The sequence below is a fragment of the Lentzea kristufekii genome (genome assembly GCF_033949925.1).
GTDB lineage: Bacteria > Actinomycetota > Actinomycetes > Mycobacteriales > Pseudonocardiaceae > Lentzea > Lentzea kristufekii.
Genome location: NZ_JAXAVV010000006.1, coordinates 242214 through 260470, shown reverse-complemented (window position 1 = coordinate 260470; position 18257 = coordinate 242214). Strand labels below are relative to the sequence as shown.

16 protein-coding genes and 1 pseudogene are annotated in these 18257 nt (G+C 69.8%); 9 read left to right on the top strand and 8 right to left on the bottom strand.

Going from position 1 to position 18257, the window contains the following annotated elements:
• Positions 1-7: 7 nt before the first annotated feature.
• Positions 8-1165 carry a mandelate racemase/muconate lactonizing enzyme family protein gene (locus tag SK571_RS15050; protein WP_319984677.1) on the bottom strand — a complete coding sequence of 386 codons (1158 nt, stop codon included), beginning with the start codon at positions 1163-1165 and terminating at the stop codon, positions 8-10.
• Between the two features lie 72 nt (positions 1166-1237).
• On the opposite strand from SK571_RS15050, the gene SK571_RS15045 reads away from it, so the two are divergent.
• The 5 genes from SK571_RS15045 to SK571_RS15025 all read left to right on the top strand — a co-directional run bounded on the left by SK571_RS15045 (position 1238) and on the right by SK571_RS15025 (position 7048).
• Positions 1238-1981 carry a FadR/GntR family transcriptional regulator gene (locus tag SK571_RS15045; RefSeq protein WP_319984676.1) on the top strand — a complete coding sequence of 248 codons (744 nt, stop codon included), beginning with the start codon at positions 1238-1240 and terminating at the stop codon, positions 1979-1981.
• Positions 1982-2028: 47 nt separating this feature from the next.
• Positions 2029-2250, top strand: coding sequence for a hypothetical protein (locus tag SK571_RS15040; RefSeq protein ID WP_319984675.1), 222 nt, complete (start codon positions 2029-2031; stop codon positions 2248-2250).
• 138 nt (positions 2251-2388) lie between these two features.
• A complete protein-coding gene (locus tag SK571_RS15035) occupies positions 2389-3768 on the top strand; it encodes an extracellular solute-binding protein (protein ID WP_319984674.1) in 1380 nt (459 codons plus the stop codon).
• On the top strand, positions 3765-5774 hold the full coding sequence (locus tag SK571_RS15030; RefSeq protein ID WP_319984673.1) for an ABC transporter permease: 2010 nt from the start codon (positions 3765-3767) through the stop codon (positions 5772-5774). Before SK571_RS15035 ends, SK571_RS15030 begins: the two co-directional genes overlap by 4 nt.
• Positions 5771-7048, top strand: a complete 1278-nt coding sequence (locus tag SK571_RS15025) for a mandelate racemase/muconate lactonizing enzyme family protein (RefSeq protein WP_319984672.1) — start codon at positions 5771-5773, stop codon at positions 7046-7048. The genes SK571_RS15030 and SK571_RS15025 overlap by 4 nt, the downstream gene beginning before the upstream one ends.
• 29 nt (positions 7049-7077) lie before the next feature.
• Here SK571_RS15025 and SK571_RS15020 read toward each other — a convergent pair whose 3' ends face one another.
• A complete protein-coding gene (locus tag SK571_RS15020) occupies positions 7078-7818 on the bottom strand; it encodes a ribonuclease activity regulator RraA (RefSeq protein WP_319984671.1) in 741 nt (246 codons plus the stop codon).
• A 192-nt stretch (positions 7819-8010) separates the two neighbouring features.
• Between SK571_RS15020 and SK571_RS15015 the strand changes: the two genes are divergently transcribed.
• Positions 8011-9282, top strand: coding sequence for a DUF6357 family protein (locus tag SK571_RS15015; RefSeq protein WP_319984670.1), 1272 nt, complete (start codon positions 8011-8013; stop codon positions 9280-9282).
• An 18-nt stretch (positions 9283-9300) separates the two neighbouring features.
• Here SK571_RS15015 and SK571_RS15010 read toward each other — a convergent pair whose 3' ends face one another.
• From SK571_RS15010 to SK571_RS14995, 4 genes are all read right to left on the bottom strand, one after another.
• Positions 9301-9423, bottom strand: a complete 123-nt coding sequence (locus tag SK571_RS15010; protein ID WP_319984669.1) for a hypothetical protein — start codon at positions 9421-9423, stop codon at positions 9301-9303.
• A 147-nt stretch (positions 9424-9570) separates the two neighbouring features.
• Positions 9571-10110 carry a hypothetical protein gene (locus SK571_RS15005; RefSeq protein WP_319984668.1) on the bottom strand — a complete coding sequence of 180 codons (540 nt, stop codon included), beginning with the start codon at positions 10108-10110 and terminating at the stop codon, positions 9571-9573.
• 41 nt (positions 10111-10151) lie between these two features.
• Positions 10152-11564 (bottom strand): ATP-binding protein, encoded by a 1413-nt coding sequence (locus SK571_RS15000; protein ID WP_319984667.1) that lies wholly within the window; start codon positions 11562-11564, stop codon positions 10152-10154.
• Complete coding sequence (locus SK571_RS14995; protein ID WP_319984666.1) at positions 11564-13231, bottom strand: FAD-dependent oxidoreductase; 1668 nt, start codon at positions 13229-13231, stop codon at positions 11564-11566. Before SK571_RS14995 ends, SK571_RS15000 begins: the two co-directional genes overlap by 1 nt.
• Positions 13232-13287: 56 nt before the next feature.
• On the opposite strand from SK571_RS14995, the gene SK571_RS14990 reads away from it, so the two are divergent.
• Together SK571_RS14990 and SK571_RS14985 are read left to right on the top strand one after the other, a co-directional pair.
• Entirely contained in the window at positions 13288-13551 is a 264-nt protein-coding gene (locus tag SK571_RS14990; RefSeq protein ID WP_319984665.1) for a UBP-type zinc finger domain-containing protein, read from the top strand.
• Between the two features lie 70 nt (positions 13552-13621).
• Positions 13622-14080 (top strand): YybH family protein, encoded by a 459-nt coding sequence (locus SK571_RS14985; RefSeq protein WP_319984664.1) that lies wholly within the window; start codon positions 13622-13624, stop codon positions 14078-14080.
• Between the two features lie 23 nt (positions 14081-14103).
• On the opposite strand, the gene SK571_RS14980 is transcribed toward SK571_RS14985, so the two are convergent.
• Positions 14104-16050 (bottom strand): ABC transporter ATP-binding protein, encoded by a 1947-nt coding sequence (locus SK571_RS14980; protein WP_319984844.1) that lies wholly within the window; start codon positions 16048-16050, stop codon positions 14104-14106.
• A 20-nt stretch (positions 16051-16070) separates the two neighbouring features.
• Entirely contained in the window at positions 16071-16655 is a 585-nt protein-coding gene (locus SK571_RS14975; protein ID WP_319984663.1) for a TetR/AcrR family transcriptional regulator, read from the bottom strand.
• Between the two features lie 160 nt (positions 16656-16815).
• Between SK571_RS14975 and SK571_RS14970 the strand changes: the two are divergent.
• Positions 16816-18247: pseudogene (locus tag SK571_RS14970) on the top strand (amidase); the annotation flags it as partial.
• Between the last annotated feature and the right edge of the window lie 10 nt (positions 18248-18257).

Here is an 18257-nt window from a genome sequence, read left to right as displayed (position 1 = left end):
TCCACCGCTAATCGAAGATGCCGTAACCCGCGACGGCGTGTGCCCGGACGCCGTCCATGTCGAGCTCCACGCCGATGCCGGGAGTGTCGGGAACCGTGATGTAGCCGTCCTTCACGATCGAGCCGCTCCCGTCGGGGGCCCGGACGTAGCTGTCCCACACCGCGCGCTCTTCGAGGGCGTGCCACTCCTGGACGAAGAAGTTCGGGATCGCCGCGCACTGGTGCGACGTGGCCATCGTGCCCAGCGGCGTCGACACCAGGTGCGGCGCGAAGGGGATGTAGTGCATCTCCGCGAGGTTGGCGATCTTCTTGGCCTCGGCGAGACCACCGCACTTCGGCACGTCCGGCTCGATGACGTCCACGGCGCCGCGTTCGAGCAGCTCGCGGAATCCCCACCGCAGGTAGAGGTTCTCGCCCGCGCAGATCGGCGTGCGGGTCTGTTCGCGCACCCGCACCAGCGCGTCGACGTTCTCCGCCGGCAGCGGCTCTTCGAGCCACATCAGGTGGAACGGCTCGAGCTCCCAGGCGATCCGGCACGCGCTCGGCACGTCGTAGCGGGCGTGCAGGTCGATGGCCAGGTCGACGTCCGGTCCGATCGCCTCCCGGACGGCCGCCACGCGCTCGACCATGGACCGCAGCTCTGCGGCGTTGATCGTGTGGTTGAAGTCGTCGAACTTGCCGGGGTGGCGCAGGTCGTCGATGTCGAACTTGATGGCGGTGAAGCCTTCGGCGACCATCCGCTGGGCCCGGTCGACGCACCCGGCGATGGAACCCGCCGGGTCGTCGCCGTCGCCGCAGTCGGCGTAGAGGCGGATCCGGTCGCGGAACTTCCCGCCGAGCAACCGGTAGACCGGCTGGCCCGCGGCCTTGCCCGCGAGGTCCCACAGCGCGAGCTCGATCCCGGACAGGGCGATCACGGACACCCCGCCCTGGGGACCCGCGAAGACCGTGTTGCGCCGCAGTTTTTCCCAGCACCGCTCGACGTTGCGCGGGTCCTCGCCGAGCAACAGGGGTGTCAGGAACTTGATCATTCCGACGACGGCGCCCGCGCCGGCGTCGGGGTTGGCCTCGCCGAACCCGCTGAGGCCCTCGTCGGTGTCGATTCGCACCAGCGTGGCCTCACCGTGGTAGGCCACCACTGCCGTCGTGACGTTCACGATCCGCATTGCTCTCCCGCCGCCGGGTCGTGCAGATGAAGGGACTGTCGCGATCTCCAACTTGTCCTATAAGCTGATGACATGCAAAGGGGACAAGAGTCTCTGGACGCTGTCAAGGTCCGGACTCTGCCGGTGCAGGTGGCGGCACACCTGACCCGGCGCATCGTCAGCGGCGACGTGGAGGACGGCCGGGGTCCGTCGGAGCTCGACATCTCCCGGGAGTTCGGGGTGTCCCGCGTGGTGGCGCGGGAGACGCTCAAGATCCTCGCCTCGCTCGACATCGTCGAGGTCGCGCAGGGCCGCCGCGTCGTCGTGCGCCCTCCGGCGGAGTGGGACTACCTGAGCCCGTTGCTGATCGAGTGGATGCCCGCCGAGATCGTCGGCGAGCTGTTGCAGGAGCTGCACCAGATGCGCGTGCTGCTCGAGCCCGAGCTCGCCGCGATGGCCGCGGTCAGCGTCACCGACGAGACGCTGGACCGGCTCAGGGGCGAGGTCGACCGCATGTCGGCGCTGGAGGCGGACCCCGACGCCTATCTCGAGGTCGACCACGAGTTCCACATGGAGATCTGCCGGGCGGCGGACAACCGCATCCTCGACCGGATCATGTACTCCGCCCGCTGGCTCGGCACGGCCAGCCGGCGCATCACCAACGAGGCGCCGGCCGCGCTGTGCAGGGCCACCGCCGACCACACGGAGATCTACCAGGCGCTCGTGGCGCGCGACCCGGACCGGGCCCGCGCGGCGATGCGCAAGCACCTGAGCAACAACTCCACGCTCCTCGCGGAGAAGGAGCAGCAGACCAAAAGGGCCGCCCGGCGGCGCTGACGCACGGCACGACCGAGATCCGGACCGATGACGAGGACGGACGAGGCATGGGGGCACCTGCGATCCCGCCGATCCGGCTGGGGCCGACCGGCACCGGGCTCGCGGTCGAGCGCCTCGACGCCGGCGTGCGCCACACCCGTTTCACCGACCACGCGGCGGTCTTCCGCGCCACCGGCCACCGCACGGAGTTCGCCGGCTTCACCCCTGCCGTCCAGTCGGGCGGACTTCCAGCACAACGCACCACCAGTTCGCCGTACTTCGCCGCATGAACGACCCGGCAGCGCGGCGCACGCCTCGCTGTCCCGCCGGTTGCAACGTCGCCCCGTCGGTACGCGTCCGGTCGACCGGACGCGAGAGGAGTGGTCATGGAAGAGAAAACGGACTTATCCAGGCGCACTTTTCTCGGAATGAGCGCGCTGGGCGTGCTCGGTCTCGCCGGGTGCGGGGGCAGCCCCGCCGCGCCGCAGGTCGATGTCCAAGTGCCCCAGGCCTTGCTCGACCAGGCGGCCTCGCTCCGCGGCGGGTCGGTGGGGATGCTCTCGCAGAAGCTGTACGCGGAGGCCGCCAACCAGGCGCTGGACCGGTCGCTGCAGGTGTTCGCACAGGCCACCGGCACCACGGTCCGCAACGACCTGGTCTCCGGCGACGCCGGCGACATGGTCGCGAAGATGGACGCCGAGGTGAAGGCGGGCACCAGCCGCGACCTCGCCTTCGTGAGCGATCGGCGGTTCGTCGGCCAGCTCCACAACCTCGGCGCCCTCACCGACGTCACCGACGTGGTCGACGAGATGCGCAAGCTCTACGGGGAGCCCGCGACGGAGGCGAGCACGTACTGCGTGTTCGGCGGGCGCTGGTTCGCGATCCCCTACCACTTCATCGCGTCCGCGATGTACCTGCGCAAGGACTGGTACCAGGAGAAGGGTCTCGCGCTCAAGCCCCACTACACGTGGGAGGAGCTGCGCGACAACGCGCTGGAGGTCTCCGACCCGGCGAAACGGCGCTTCGGCTGGGGTCTCACGGTCAACCGCTCCGGCGACGCCAACGGCTTCATCGCGAACGTCATCAACTGCTACGGCGGCGCGATCGCCGACAACACCGGCACGAAGGTGGTGTTCAACTCGCCGGAGACCGTCGCCGCGGTCACGTTCATCGGCGACATCTACACGAACCCGAAGTACACGCCGATGCTGCCGCCGGGGATCGGCAGCTGGACCGACTCGAGCAACAACGAGAACTGGCTGGCCCAGATCCTGGGGCTCACGCTCAACCAGTTCAGCGTCTACGCCGACTCGAAGACCAAGGGCAACCCGGTCTACGCCAACACCCACCCGTTCAACGGCGCCACCGGACCGGCGATCGACAAGCCGCTCGCGTTCGGCGAGTCCAACTCGTTCGTCGTGTTCAAGGGGGCGAAGAACCCCGACCTCGCCAAGCTGGTGGCGAAGTTCATGGTCGGCGGGAGCGCGCTGCTCGGTGTCGCGAAGGGAGCACCGTGCCTGGTCAACCCCTCGTGGGACAAGGTGTGGGACTCCGACCCGTACTACACCAGCGGTGACCCGGCCTTCCCCGCGCTGCGGGAGCAGACCCGCACGCAGCTGCCGCTGACCACCAGGACCGGCTTCAAGTTCCCCCAGGCGCCGAGTCCCGGCGAGCAGGCCGCCACCGCCGCCTACCTGCTGACCGACATGATGCAGTCGGTCATCCAGGGCACCCGGCCGGCCGAGGCCGTCGCCTCGACCCACGCCCGGATCGTCCAGGTCTTCGAGCAGCAGGGCTACAAGCAGTGACCGTCCTGCGTGAGCGGCCGGCGCCGGTCCGTCCGGCGCCGGGCAGGTCGTCGTCGCTCACCCCGTCGCAGCGGCTGCTCGGGCGCGACTGGCGCCTCGCCGCGGTGTTCATCGGGCCGACGCTGCTGCTGGTCGCCGGCCTGATCCTGTTCCCGATCGTCAGCTCCGTCCTCACCAGCACCACGGAACGCCATGGTGCGGAGACGGTCTTCGTCGGGCTGGACAACTACATCGCCCTCATCGGCGACGCCGTGTTCCACAAGGGCGTGCTCAACTCGTTCGTCTTCACCGCGTACGCCGAGATCTTCAAGGTGACCTTCGGTCTCATCGCGGCGTTGATGCTGCACCACATGCGCCGCGGCCGGGCGATCATCGCCGGGGTGATCCTGCTGCCGTGGGTGGTGCCGACGGTCGTCACGGCCTTCACCTGGCGGTCCTTGTTCGACCCGATCTTCGGCAGCGTCAACGTCCTGCTCACCGACTCCGGGATCGGGCCTGCCCTCGCCGCGGTCGGGCTCGTCGACAGATGGCCCGCGGAGTGGCTGTCCGGTCCGGCGCTCGCGATGCCGACGGTCATCCTCGTCAACGTCTGGAAGGGCATCCCGTTCTTCACGGTGACGTTCCTCGCCGGGCTCAAGGCCATCGACAGCGGTCTGTACGAGGCGGCCATTGTGGACGGTGCGTCGCCGTGGCAGCGCTTCAAGCACATCACGTTGCCGGGTCTGCGCCACATCATGATCGTGACGGTGTTGCTGTCGTCGATCTGGACGTTCAACAACTTCGACCTGATCTGGCTGATGACCCAGGGCGGACCGGGGGACGCCACCGCCCCGTACGTGATGGTGGCGTACTCGAAGGCCATCCAGCAGCTGCAGCTGGGCGCGGGCGCTGCGGTCACGCTGGTGATGCTGCCGGTCATCACCGTCCTCGTGGTGATCCTCGTGCGGATGATGCGGCGCAGCGACCTGCCGGGCACGGGCGACCTGGGGCGCAGGCGGCTGACTCCCGGCCAGCGCAAGGCGATGCCGTGGGTGATCGTCGTGGCCTCGGTGCTCGTGCTGGTCTGGGCGTCGCCGCACATCGTGTGGAAGGCCGCGGTGGTGCTGGGCGTGTTCGTGGTGCTCGCGGCCGCCGTCGGACGGGTCGTCTCCGCACTCGCCGCGCGGGGCAACCGGCTGGCCGCACGCGTGGTCAGCGGCACCGGCTCCGGGATCGCGCTCGTGGGCCTGCTGGGCTTCGTGCTCGCCCCGCTCTACTGGATGACGGTGACGGCGTTCAAGTCCGACACCCAGATCGTCTCGCGCACCGACGACCTCTGGCCGACCCCGTGGAGCACCGAGCAGTTCACCAACCTGTTCACGGGCAGGGCGTTCGGCACCTGGTACGTCAACACGATCCTGGTGTCGGTGGCGTCCACCGCGATCGCCCTGGTCTGCGCGGCACTGGCCGGATATGCGTTGGCACGGCTGAAGTTCCGCGGTTCGGAGAGCTTCACGGTGACGATCCTGCTCACCTACGTGATGCCGGGCGCGCTGCTGTTCATCCCGCTGTACCAGATGATGAGCGGGATCGGGCTCAACGACTCGTTGTGGGCGCTCGTGCTCGCCTATCCCACGTTCACCCTGCCGTTCGCGACGTGGCTGCTCGTCGGCTACTTCAAGTCGATCCCGGCCGACCTCGAAGAGGCCGCGCTGGTCGACGGCTGCACGCGGTTCGGGGCGTTCATCCGGATCGTGCTGCCGCTGGCCAAACCGGGCCTGCTCGCGGTCGCGCTGTTCACGCTCACCAACGCGTGGAACGAGTTCCTGTTCGCCTTCGTGTTCATCACCAAGGACGACTACAAGACGCTGCCCGTCGGCATGCAGTCGATGATCTTCGGTGACGTCGTGCCGCAGGGACAGCTGGCCGCGGCCTCACTGCTGATCAGCATCCCGGTCGTGGTCATGTACGGGTTCGGGCAGCGGTTCCTGACCGAGGGCCTCACCGCGGGGGCGGTGAAGGGATGAGCGAGCACCCGGCCATCACGGAGGAGCACGTCGCGACGGCGTCCCGGCCGAGCGACCTGCGCATCACCGATCTGCGGGTGGCCACCGCGGCCGGCGTGCCGTTCCGGTCGTCGATCATCAGGATCGACACCAACCAGGGCCTGGCCGGGTACGGGGAGGTGCGCGACCAGGCCAGCGCCACCTACGCGCTCATCCTCAAGAGCCGGCTCGTCGGCGAGAACCCCTGCAACGTCGACAAGATCTTCCGCAAGATCAAGCAGTTCGGGTTCCACGGCCGCCAGGGCGGCGGGGTCTCCGGCGTCGAGATGGCGCTGATGGACCTCGCCGGCAAGGCGTACGGAGTGCCCGCGCACGCGCTGATCGGGGGCAGGTTCCGGGACGAGATCCGGTGCTACGCGGACACTCCCTCGCTGCCGGACCCGCACGAGATGGGCGCCCGGCTGCTGGAACGCAAGCAGCGCGGGTTCACGATGCTCAAGATGGACGTGGGCATCGACCTGCTGTGGGACGTGCCGGGGGCGCTGATCGCGCCTCCGGGCGCCCGCGCGGACCTGACGACGATGCATCCGTTCACCGGCATCCAGGTCACCGTGAAGGGCGTCGACCACCTGGCGTCCTATGTGGACACGGTCCGTTCCGTCGTCGGCTACGACGTCGCGCTCGCCGCCGACCACTTCGGCCACATCGCCCTCGACTCCTGCATCCGCATCGGCCGCGCGCTGGAGCCGTTCACGCTGGCGTGGATCGAGGACCTGATCCCGTGGCAGCTGACCGACCAGTGGCGCCGGCTGACCGAGGCCGTCGCCATCCCGACGTGCACGGGGGAGGACATCTACCTCCTCGAAGGTTTCCGGCCGCTGCTCGACGCCGGTGCCATCCGCGTCGTGCACCCCGATCCGGCGACGGCGGGCGGGATCGCGGAGACCAAGCGGCTCGGCGACTACGCGCAGGAGCGCGGGATCCCGATGGCGCTGCACCTGGCGGCGTCGCCGATCGCGACGATGGCGAGCGTGCACCTGGCCGCCGCCACGGAGAACTTCCTGGCACTCGAACACCACGCGGCCGATGTGGAGTTCTGGAGCGACCTCGTCACCGGCCTGCCCCGCCCGCTGATCCAGAACGGCCACATCACGGTGCCGGACACGCCAGGACTGGGATTCGGCGACGTCGACGAGGAACTGCTGCGCCGCCACCTCGACCCGCGCGATCCGGTGTTCTTCGCCGAGACGACGCACTGGGACGCGGAGTCGAGCCACGACCGGCTGTGGAGCTAGGCCCGGAAGGGCCACACCACCAGGGCCCGTCAGGCCCGGCCCTGCTCGGCGCGCCACCGCTCGTACTCGGGCCGGGCCTCGTCCGACAGCGGGTAGTACAGCCGCAGGTCGCCGCCCTCGGCCAGCCGGATCCGGGAGAACTCCTCCCAGTCGGCGTGCTCCTGAGCGGCAGCCACCACAGCGGGTGCGAGCTTGACCGGCACCACGACCGCCCCGTCGTCGTCGGCGACGACGATGTCTCCCGGCTCGACGAGCGTGCCTCCGCACGCCACCGGCACGTTCACGGCGGCCGGGACGATGCCGGTCTGGGCGTGGAAGTTCGGTGTGGCGCCCCGGATCCACAGCCCGAGGCCGAGCTGCTTGGCCTCGCCGGTGTCGCGCAGGCACCCGTCGACCACGACGCCGAGGCCGCCACGGCCCTTGAAGTAGGTCAGCATCATCTCGCCGAACACACCGCTGCTCATGTCACCACGCGCGTCGACGACGATCATGTCGCCGGGCTGGGCGTGGTACATGACGTGCCGGTGCAGCTGCTTCTCCGGCTCCTCGTACTCGTCGACGGGGTAGAGGTCCTCCCGCTTCGGCAGGAACTGCAGCGTCAGCGCCGGCCCGGCCACCCGCACGCCGGGGGTCACCGAGACCGGGCCGCGGATGAACGCGCTGCGGATGCCCATGCGGCTGAGCTCGCCGCTGGCCGTCGCGCTGCCGATGGCCGCGAGGGCCGCACTCAGTTCTGCGGGCGGGCGAACGATGTCGTGCGTCTCGACCACGTCGGTAGCTCCCTCGGATCCGCGCTGATCGACTCGAGCCTAGTCGCGCGAACCCTTGTGGGGGAACCAAAAGCGGCTGCGCGTTCTTCACCGCGTGCCGGGCGGCCCGGTGCGGCGGATCGCGGTGTGATCTCATGACGTGGCCGGTCGGCGTCCAGCGGCGAGAACGAGCGCTACACCCCGGGGATGACGATGAGAGTGCTGACCTTCAGCGATGACGAGGACACCGAGCAGCAGTGGCGCCCGAGTGATCCGCAGCCCGCCGTCGACGCGTTCCTCGACTTCGTCGCCCGGCACCGCGACGCCGGCAACTCGTCGTTCTGCATGGAGGACGAGGAGAACGAGGAAGCGCTGTTGTTCCTGTTCGAGATCGCGGCCATCTGCCGGGTCAAGGGGGCGGAGAACCCGCGGACCGAGTACCGCGTCGTCACCAGCCGCGGTGACTACCGCACGCAGGCGTCCCACTTCGTCAGCGGAGGCTTCAGCGCTCTCGACCTCCACGGCCCCTGGTTTCCGGACGCGGAGAGCTTCCTGCGCGCACGATCGGCACATCTGAGCCGGCGGGCTTCGCGGGATGCTGCCCGAGAAGAAGTCCCTGACGAGCGCGGGGAAGCGCTCCGATCCGAGTTCGACGAGTCCGTCCTGCGGCGGACCCACCCGCGCGAGCTGCGCCGCCGGTTGGAGGTCCTGAGCCGCGTCGACGGGCACGAGCCGGTGACGGTCGACGGAGTCACGCACCACGGCTACGGCAACGGCAACGGAGACACCGTCAACGCCTGGTTCACCGCCGCCGGTCGCGGCCTGGTGGTGACCTTCGACGGCTCCAGCACGCTGAACCGCGCCGACGACGCCGATGCGCAGGCGGCGTTGTACGACGGCGTGCCGGCAGATCTCCTCGCTCTGGTGAGGAACGCGCCGGACACGACGACCACGCTCAACGTCCCGCATCCTGACGGTGGCACCCAGGTGGCCGCCACCGGGGTCTTCACCTTCTCGGGTCCCTGCGCGATGGCGGAGGGACTGGTGACGTGCTTGCGGGAAACGCGGTCGGGCATCGAGGACACCGGCGTCGGCCGGCTGCTGGGGGACTTCCTGGCGGCACGGGACTTCACGCCCGGCGCGGTCGCGGAGACCGTGACGTGGTGGAGCGCCGACGACATCGCCAAGGGCTTCGCCGCCGCACCGGAACGAGCGCGGTCCGAGACGGCGCCCCTGGACCGCGAGGCGGTGGATCGCTTCTGCGAGATCTGGGCGGACTCCGGGTACAACGACCGCTGGGACGTCCACCACGTCCTCTTCGACAGCCGCACGATCGAGGAGGCCGGGGAAGCCAGGGACGACCTGCTGAGCCTGGTCGAGACGCTCGGACTCGAACTCGTCGACACCCCGCCGGGAGCGGCGTCCGGCGAGGTGTGGGTCCGCACGGACCCCCGCATCGACGCCGAACTCGGGAACTGGGCGTGACCGGTCGCTGACGTCACCTCACGCCCCGGCGGCAGAGATCTCGGCCCAGTTCCACCAGGTGTAGTGGCACTCGCCCTGCTCGACCTGGAACCGCTTGCCGCGGTCGGGCACCCACTGCTCGTCGTTCGCGACCGTGTCCACGACCCGGACGTGCCGGTGGTGCTCTTCCTTCGCGGGATCGTAGAACTGGTGCGAGAGGTAGGCGGCGCAGAGGCAGACGCCGCAGGCCCGCCATCTGCTCGACCACGGCCAGGACCTGCTCGGGCGTGGCGTCCACGATCTCGTCGCTCATCCGGTGCCACTGCTCGCGAGCAACTCGCGGTAGCGGGCGACGTGGTGCTCGGCCGGGGCAGGCGACACCGCCGGCTCCGGGAGTTCGTCGGGATCGTCGGTGCTGATCGTCACGCCCTGGGCCCGGCACAGCGCGACCAGGCCGGCATAACCTTCGTCGGCCCACTGCCCGTACTCGTCGCTCAGGGCCTCGCTGAGGGTGGTGCCCCGCAGGAGCTGGAACTGGCCCTCGTTGTCGAGACCCACGACCGGTGCCGAGGCGAGCGGGAGGTCGTCCGGACCGCGCCAGTAACCGAACGCCCGGCCCTCGTCCTCGTCCTCGGCGACCCAGGTGATCAGCGCTGCCGTCTCCTCGATCGCCCTGACGTTGGCGACGATGTCGGGGTTCGCCAGGTCCGCGGCGGTCAGGTAACCGGTGTCCAGCGCCGCCGGCAACTCGTCGTCGGCGAGCAGGCGCAGGCCGTCCGACCAGGGGTTCGACGCACCCGTTTCCTGCCGGCTGCGCCATACGGCGAGGTCTTCGGGAACCATCGGCATGCCTCTCCTGGTGGGTGTGGACCTTCGGTGGCGTTCGACCGTCACAGCCCTGTCGCCTCCAGCGGCAGGAAGACCTGGAACCTCGTGTCACCCGGTGCGGACTCGACCCGGATGGTGCCGTGGTGCTTGTTGACCACGATCCGCCACGAGATCTCCAGGCCGAGTCCGGTGCCCTCGCCGACCGGCTTGGTCGTGAAGAACGGTTCGAAGATCCGGTCCTTGACCTCCGCCGGGATGCCGGGGCCGGTGTCGCCGATCTCCACGACGAGGTGCTCGTCCTGACCGAAGGTCCGCACGGTCAACGTTCCCGGACCGCCCATCGCGCTCAGCGCGTTGTCGATCATGTTCGTCCACACCTGGTTGAGCTCGCCGGCGTACGCGGAGATGCGGGGGAGCGCCCGGTCGTAGTCCTTGACCACCTGCACGCCCGTGAGCTTCCCGCCGAACATGACCAGGGTGGAGTCGAGCAACTCGTGCACGTCGACCACCTGGAACGGCGCGCGGTCCATCTGCGAGTACTGCTTGGCGGCACCGACCAAAGTGGACACCCTGGTGGTGGCGTCCTCGATCTCGTTCATCAGCATCTCGGTCTCGACCGTGTACCTGAGCCAGTGCACGGTGGATCCGGTGACAGCCCCAGGGCACGAGGCGAGTGATCCCTCCAGCCACTCGACGTCCAGTCCGGCCGCGACCAGGACGGGCGCGACGTCCCAGCCGCCGCCGATGCCCTGGTCGTCGAGCCAGTCGGCGACCTGGTCCTCGGCGTCGCTGGCCTCCAGCGGGCTGAGCTTCGGTGCCTTCGCGACTCGTTCGACCGCCTTCTCCTGGAGCTTGACCAGGGCCGGCAGCACGGCCGGGTCGATCGCACCCTGCGCGAGAAGGGCGAGTTTGTGCCGCATTCCCGCGACCCGTTCGCGCAGCGCCGCGGTCGCCCGCACGGCGGCCGCGGCCGGGTTGTTCAGCTCGTGGGTGAGGCCCGCGGACAGCGCGCCGAGCGCGGTGAGCCGCTCGTGCTGGCCCACCGTCGCCTGGGTGTTCCGCATGCCCCAGAACAGGCCCTCCAGCAGATGCATCGCCATCGGGAACCACGCGCGGATCATCGGCCCGAACTCGTCGGCGTCGAACTGCAGCATCGACGTGGCGGTGATCGACTCGACGGTCATCTGGTAGGTCGGCTGGTCGAGCTCCAGGTAGGCCTGGGTGGCACCGAAGTACGAGCCGCGCAGGCTGCTGCGGCTCACCTCGACGCGCTGGCCGCCGATGTTGCGGCACAGGGCGACCGTTCCTCCGAGCAGCACGAAGAAGCACGTCGCCGGCTCGCCTTCGGTGAGCACGGCCGTGCCCGCCTCGCGGGTCTCGACGTGGCCGTGTGCGGCCAGCCAGTCCAGCTGTTCCTGGCCGAGCTTCTCGAACAGGAAAAGTTCGCGCAGTTCAGCCTCGGTGAGCCTCTCCATCACGACCTCTCCAGGTAGCGGTGGACCAGGGTGACCGCCATGGCACCCTCACCGACCGCGGACGCGACGCGCTTCACCGACTCCGCCCGGACGTCGCCCGCGACGAACACACCGGGCATGTTGGTCTCCAGGTGGTACGGCGCCCGCTCGAGGTCCCATCCAGGGGGCGAGCCGCCGAGGTCGGGTCCGGCGAGGAGGAAGCCGCGCTCGTCCCGTTCCAGCGTGCCGTCCAGCCAGTCCGTGCGCGGGGCGGCGCCGATGAACGCGAACAACCAGCTCGCCTCAACGGTCGTCGTCTCACCGGTCTTGTTGTGCAGCAACGTGAGCGTCTCGAGGTGGTCTTCACCTGTGCCGCCGCGGACCTCGGTCTGCGTGCGCACCTCGACGTTCGGGATCGCCGAGAGCTGGTCGATCAGGTACCGCGACATCGACTGCTCCAGCGAGTCACCCCTCACCAGGATCACCACCTTGCGCGCGTGCCCGGAGAAGTAGACGGCCGCCTGGCCCGCGGAGTTCGCGCCACCGACCAGGTAGACGTCCTGACCGGCGCAGTTCGGGCCTTCGGTGGTCGAGGCGCCGTAGTACACGCCGCGCCCGGTCAGCTCGCCGAGTCCGGGTGCGTCGAGCAACCGGTACGAGACGCCGGTGGCGAGGATGACGGTGTGCGCGGCCAGTTCGGTGCCGTCGCCGAACCGCACGACGCGCGCGGCTCCCCGGCGTTCCAGAGCGACGACGTCGCGTGTGGTGAGCAGCTCCACCCCGAACTTGACCGCCTGCCTGCGGGCCCGTTCGGTCAGCTGCCCGCCGGACACCCCGTCGGGGAAGCCCAGGTAGTTCTCGATGCGGCTGCTCGTACCGGCCTGGCCACCCGTCGCGATCCGTTCGACCAGGACGGTCCGCAGTCCCTCCGACCCTCCGTACACCGCGGCGCCGAGCCCCGCGGGCCCGCCGCCCACGACGATCAGGTCGTAGAACTCCGCCGACGGCTCCGTGCTCAGGCCCACCTCGGCGGCGAGCTCCGCGTCGGACGGGTCGACCAGGGCCTTGCCCTGCGCCGTGACCACGACCGGCAGAGTCGTCCCGTCCTGGTGCGCCGCGGTGAGCAGGCAGCGCGCCTCCGGCTCGTCGAGCGCGTGCCAGCGGAAGGGAACGTTGTTGCGTGCCAGGAAGTCCCGCACCTCGTAGGAACGCGGCGACCAGCGGTGCCCGACCACCCGCACCCGCCGCGCCGGCTGCCGGTCGCTCACGGCCCAGGCTCGCAGCTGCTCGTCGAGCACCGGGTAGAGGTTCTGCTCCGGCGGGTCCCACGGCTTGAGCAGGTAGTGGTCGAGGTCCACGACGTTGATCGCCTGGATCGCGGCGTCGGTGTCGGCGTACGCCGTGAGCAGCACCCGGCGCGCCTGGGGGAACACGTCCATGGCCTGCTCGAGGAACTCGATGCCGTTCATCTGCGGCATCCGGTGGTCGGCGAGCAGGGCCGCGACCTCCTCGCCGCGCAGTTTGATCTCGTGCAGGGCCTCGAGCGCCTGGGCCCCTGACTCCGCCCGCACGACGCGGTACTGCTCGCCGTACTTCCGGCGCAGGTCGCGCGCCACCGCCCGCGACACGGCAGGGTCGTCGTCCACCGTGAGGATCGAAGGCCGCGCGACGCGACCGGCAGTCGTCATGCGCCCAGTCAAACACCCGAACTCGTCGACGGCCGCGATCGAGGTACCGTCGGGCCGTGACCACTACCTGCGCCCACGTCGCCGAGCTGGGGCCCGAGCCCGTTCCCACCACGCCGGAGGGGTGTCAGGACTGCCTGGCCGACGGCGGCAGGTGGGTGCACCTGCGCCTGTGCCTCGGCTGCGGCAAGGTCGCCTGCTGCGACTCGTCGCCCGCCAAGCACGCCTCGAAGCACTTCGCCGGCGAGGGGCACCCGATCATGCGCTCGTTCGAGCCGGGGGAGACCTGGCGCTGGTGCTTCGTGGACAACACGGTCGTGTGACGACTCCGGGCCGTCGGGTGGGTGTGACGCACCCTGCCTGAAATCCTCGTGCGGTCCTAGCGTCGAGATCATGAACGACGAACAGTTGATCGCGGACCTGCACCGCCGGTGGGTGTTCGGCTGGGACCGTCGCGAAGGGGACGCGCCGTTCGGCTTCCAGCGCGTCTTCGGCGAGTTCTACGACTTCAGCTCACCGGACGTCCGCCTCTACGACGACTTCGACCCCGAACACCGGGTGGCTACGACCGCCGCCGGCTACGGCTCGATCTGGGAGCCCGCCTTCCGCGAGATGGTGTCCGCGCACCACGCCATCGACGACGGACCGCACGTCGTCGCGGGTGGCGACCTGGCCACGTCCACCCTGAGGTTCGTGGCCCGGATCGTGACACCCGCCGGCGCCACGGACATCCGGACCACGACCTCGCTGGTGTGGCGCCGGACGCCGGACGGGTGGCGGATCGTCCGTGAGCACAACTCCACCGCGGTCCTGCCGGTGGGGGAGCTCGACGGCCGTTTCGACGACGCCTGAAGCCAGTGCCGGACCGCCGTCACTCAGCTGGGCACCTCGTCCAGGTAAGCCTGCGCCTGCAGCGTGAACAGCTCGGCATACCCGGCCTTGGCCGCCATCAGCTCCTCGTGCGTCCCGTACTCGGCGACCCTGCCGTGCTCCAGCAACAAGATCCGCTCCGCCTGCCGCACGGTCGAGAACCGGTGCGAGATGTACAGCGTCGTCCGGCCCTCCGACAGCTCCCGCAGTCGCGAGAACAGGTCGTGCTCGGCCCGCGCGTCCAGCGCGGAGGTCGGTTCGTCGAGCACCAGGATCGGCGCCTCCCGCTGGAACGCCCTGGCCAGCGCGATCTTCTGCCACTCGCCGCCGGACAGGCTGACGCCCTGGTCGAACCAGCGGCCGAGCGGGGTGTCGTACGCCTGGGGCAGCCGCTCGATCCGCTCGTCCGCGCCGGCGCGGCGGGCCGAGTCCTCGATGTGCGGCCTGTCTTCCAGGCGTGTCAGGTCGCCGAGGCCGATGTTCTCCGCGGCCGTGCCCTGGTACGTCACGTAGTCCTGGAACATCGCGCTGATCCGCGTGCGCAGCTCGACGGGGTCGTACTCGCGGATGTCCACGCCGTCGAGCAGGATGCGGCCGCCGGTCGGGTCGTAGAGCCGGCAGAGCAGCTTGAACAACGTCGACTTGCCCGCGCCGTTGCGGCCCACCACCGCCACCGTCTCACCGGGCCGGATCTCGAAGCTGACGTCGTCCAGCGCGGGCTCCTCGGCTCCCGGGTAGCTGAAGGTCACCGACTCGAACTCGATGTGACCCTCCACTGTGGACGGCATCGGCCGTGGTGACGCCGGTGCGGTGATCTCCGGCTTGGTGTCGAGGAACCGGTACAGCGTGTCGAGGTAGAGGTTGTTCTCGTACATCCCCGAGAACGCCGTGAACAGCCCGGAAACTGATGTCTGCACGGACGCTGCGGCGGCCGTGTACAGCGCCAGGTCTCCCAGCGTGAGCCGTCCGCCGACCGCTTCCAGCGCGATGTACAAGGTGATCGCCGAACCCGAGAGCGTGCTCAGCAGCCCCCAGGACGTCGAGCTGATGTTGCGGTTGATCGTCAGCTTCCGCTGCCGCTCGTAGGAGACCGTGCCGAGCCGGCGGAACCTGTCGACGAAGTACGGGCCGAGCCCGAACAGCTTCGTCTCCTTGGCGTAGGTGTCCGTCGTGACCAAAGAGGACAGGTAGTCCATCCGCCGCTTGATCGGCGACATCATGAAGGTCAGCCAGAACGCGCGCGAGCCGTACCGCGACTGCGAGATGAACGCCGGGATCGGCGCCACCAGCGCGACCAGGGCCAGCAGCGGGCTGATCGAGACGAGCAGCGCGACCATGCTGGTGAACGTGATCAGCGTCCGCAGGAGTCCCAGCGCGGAGTTCATCATCGACAGCGGTCGCGTCGGCGCCTCCTGCGCGGCCTGACGCATCATGTCGTACGACGTCGAACCCTCGAAGTACGCGAGGTGCAGGTCGCTGGCGTGTGCCATGACCTGGTGGCGGATGGTCAGCGTCATGCGTTCCTGCAACAGCGACTGCGCGATCGACGTCAGCGCGCTGCTGATCGCGGACGCGGCGAGCACGCCGAACTGGAACAGGGCGACCTTCGCGATGTCACCCGTGGTGCCGGTGTGCTGGATCGCCGCGACGACGGAGTCCAGCAGCAGCTTCGCGATGTACGCGGTCACGGTCGGCAGCAGTCCCGACAGGACCGTGATCAGCACCAGGAGGACGGTCAGGACCGGGCTGGCCTGCCACGTCAGCTTCGCGACCTTCGGCAGGCCGCGGACCGTGCCCGCCACGGACGTCTTCGCGCGCTTCAGCCGGGAGCGCAGGTCCTTCGGTCCGTCTTCCTGCTTCGGTTCGGGGATGTCCACCGGTCCGGTGAGCCCGCTGTCCGGCACCGTCGTGGCGCGCCGCCGACGGCCGCGCCGGGCCAGCACGAACTCCATGCCGCCCCCGCCGCCCGGCATCATCCAGCCTCCACGGCGCCGTGGAGGAAGAAGTCGACCATCTGGCGCGTGGTGGGCGCGCCGACGTCCGGCGCCAGCCGGCGGCCGCCGAACAACAGGGTCAGGAAGAGGGCTGCGAGCTGTTCGGGCGGCAGCCTCAGCCGATCCTTCTCCGGCGTGAACAGCTCGACCATCGCCCCCCGGATGGCGGCCATCGACTCGCGGCGACCGCCCTTCCAGGTGCGGCCCTTGTCCTCGGTGCGCTGTTCGCGGTGCTTGACCCGGCCGGACGCGTGCAGGGCGCCCATCAGCGCGCCCATCCGTTCGAGGTGCGCGCCGAGCGCTTCGGCGGCTTCGACGAGCCGGTCTTCCAACGGCTGGTCGACGGGGATCTCGGCGATCGCGTCGAGCACGTGGTCGGGCTTCAGCGCCTCGGCCGTGCAGGCGTCGAACAGCTCGTCCTTGTCCTTGAACGCGCGGAAGATGGTGCCCTCACCGATGCCCGCGGCGCGGGCGATCTGGCTGCTCGTCACGTTCGCGCCGTGCTCCATCAGGAGCGGCAGCACCGCGTGCACGATCATGGCGCGCCGGTCCTCGGCGCTCATGCTCGGCGCTCTCCGCCGGGTCTCGGGTGCTGGTGTCATGCACCCATACTGCGGAGTGAGTGCTCACTCCGTCAGATGGGCAGTGAGACGTCCGCCGTGTTGCCCTCTTTCGCAAACCGGGATTTCGTGCCCCCGGCAGCACTTCACCAGCTTCGGATTCATGGGGTGGAGCTTTCACGCGGCCGAAGAACTCGTGTCCGCGATGCGCACCGGCGCGGTGACGTCAGTGGAACTGACCGACGAGGCGATCGCCCGCATCGAGCGCGACGACGAGGTGACCAACGCGATCTGCGTGCCGGACTTCGACCGCGCGCGCGGGCCGCCGCACACCGTGCCGACCAGGCACGCGCGCGTGGTGAGGACCGGCCGTTGCTCGGCGTACCGGTGACGGTCAAGGAGTCGTACAACGTCGCCGGGCTGCCCACGACCTGGGGCATGCCGCAACACCGGGACTTCGTGCCGGCCGAGGACGCGGTGCGGGTGTCACGGATCAAGGCCGCGGGCGCGGTGGTGCTGGGCAAGACCAATGTGCCGTTGGGACTGCAGGACATCCAGAGCTTCAACGAGGTCTACGGCACCACCACCAACCCCTGGGACCACGGTCGCACGCCGGGCGGATCCTCCGGCGGATCGGCCGCGGCCCTGGCGTCCGGGTTCGGCGCGCTGTCCATCGGCTCCGACATCGGCGGCTCGCTGCGCACCCCCGCGCACTTCTGCGGCGTCTACGCGCACAAGCCGACGCTCGGGCTGGCGGCCAGCCGCGGCATGGTCCCGCCGTCCGAGTCGGCGTTGCCGGTCGACCTGGACCTCGCCGTGGTCGGACCTATGGCGCGCACCGCCCGTGACCTCGCGCTGCTGCTCGACGTCATGGCCGGAGCGGACCCGCTGACGCTCGGCAAGGCGCACGTCCTGGCTCTGCGGCCCGCCCGCCACGAGCGGCTCCGCGACTTCCGGGTCCTGGTCCTCGACGAGCATCCGCTCATCCCGACCGGGTCCGCCGTGCGGGCGGGTGTGCACCGCGTGGCCGCCGCGCTCGTCGAGGGCGGCGCCCACGTCGACCGGCACAGTCCGCTGCTGCCCGATCTGACCGAAGCCGCGACGCTCTACATGCGGTTGCTGGTTTCGGGCACCGTCGCGCGTTTTCCCATGGGATCGCACGAGCTGCTGCGAACCAGCGCGGACGATCAGAGTCTTGACGCCGTGCGGTTGCGCGCCGTGGAGTGCAGCCACCACGAGTGGATCGAGGCGAACAACCGCCGCGAGGTCCACCGCCACGGCTGGCGGCAGCTGTTCACCGAGTTCGACGCCGTGGTCTGCCCGATCACGCCGACGCCCGCGTTCCCGCACGACCACAGCCCGAACCCGCTGGAGCGGCGCATCGACGTCGACGGTGTCGACCACCCGTACTTCGACCAGCTCGTCTGGGCCGGGCTGGCCACCATGCCCGGCCTGCCCGCCACCGCCGTCCCCGCGGCCTGTCCCCGGAGGGCCTGCCGGTCGGGGTGCAGCTCATCGGTCCGATGTTCGAGGACCGCACCCCGCTGCGGCTGGCCGAACTGCTCGAGCAGAGGATCGGCGGTTTCCAGGCGCCGAACCAGGGCG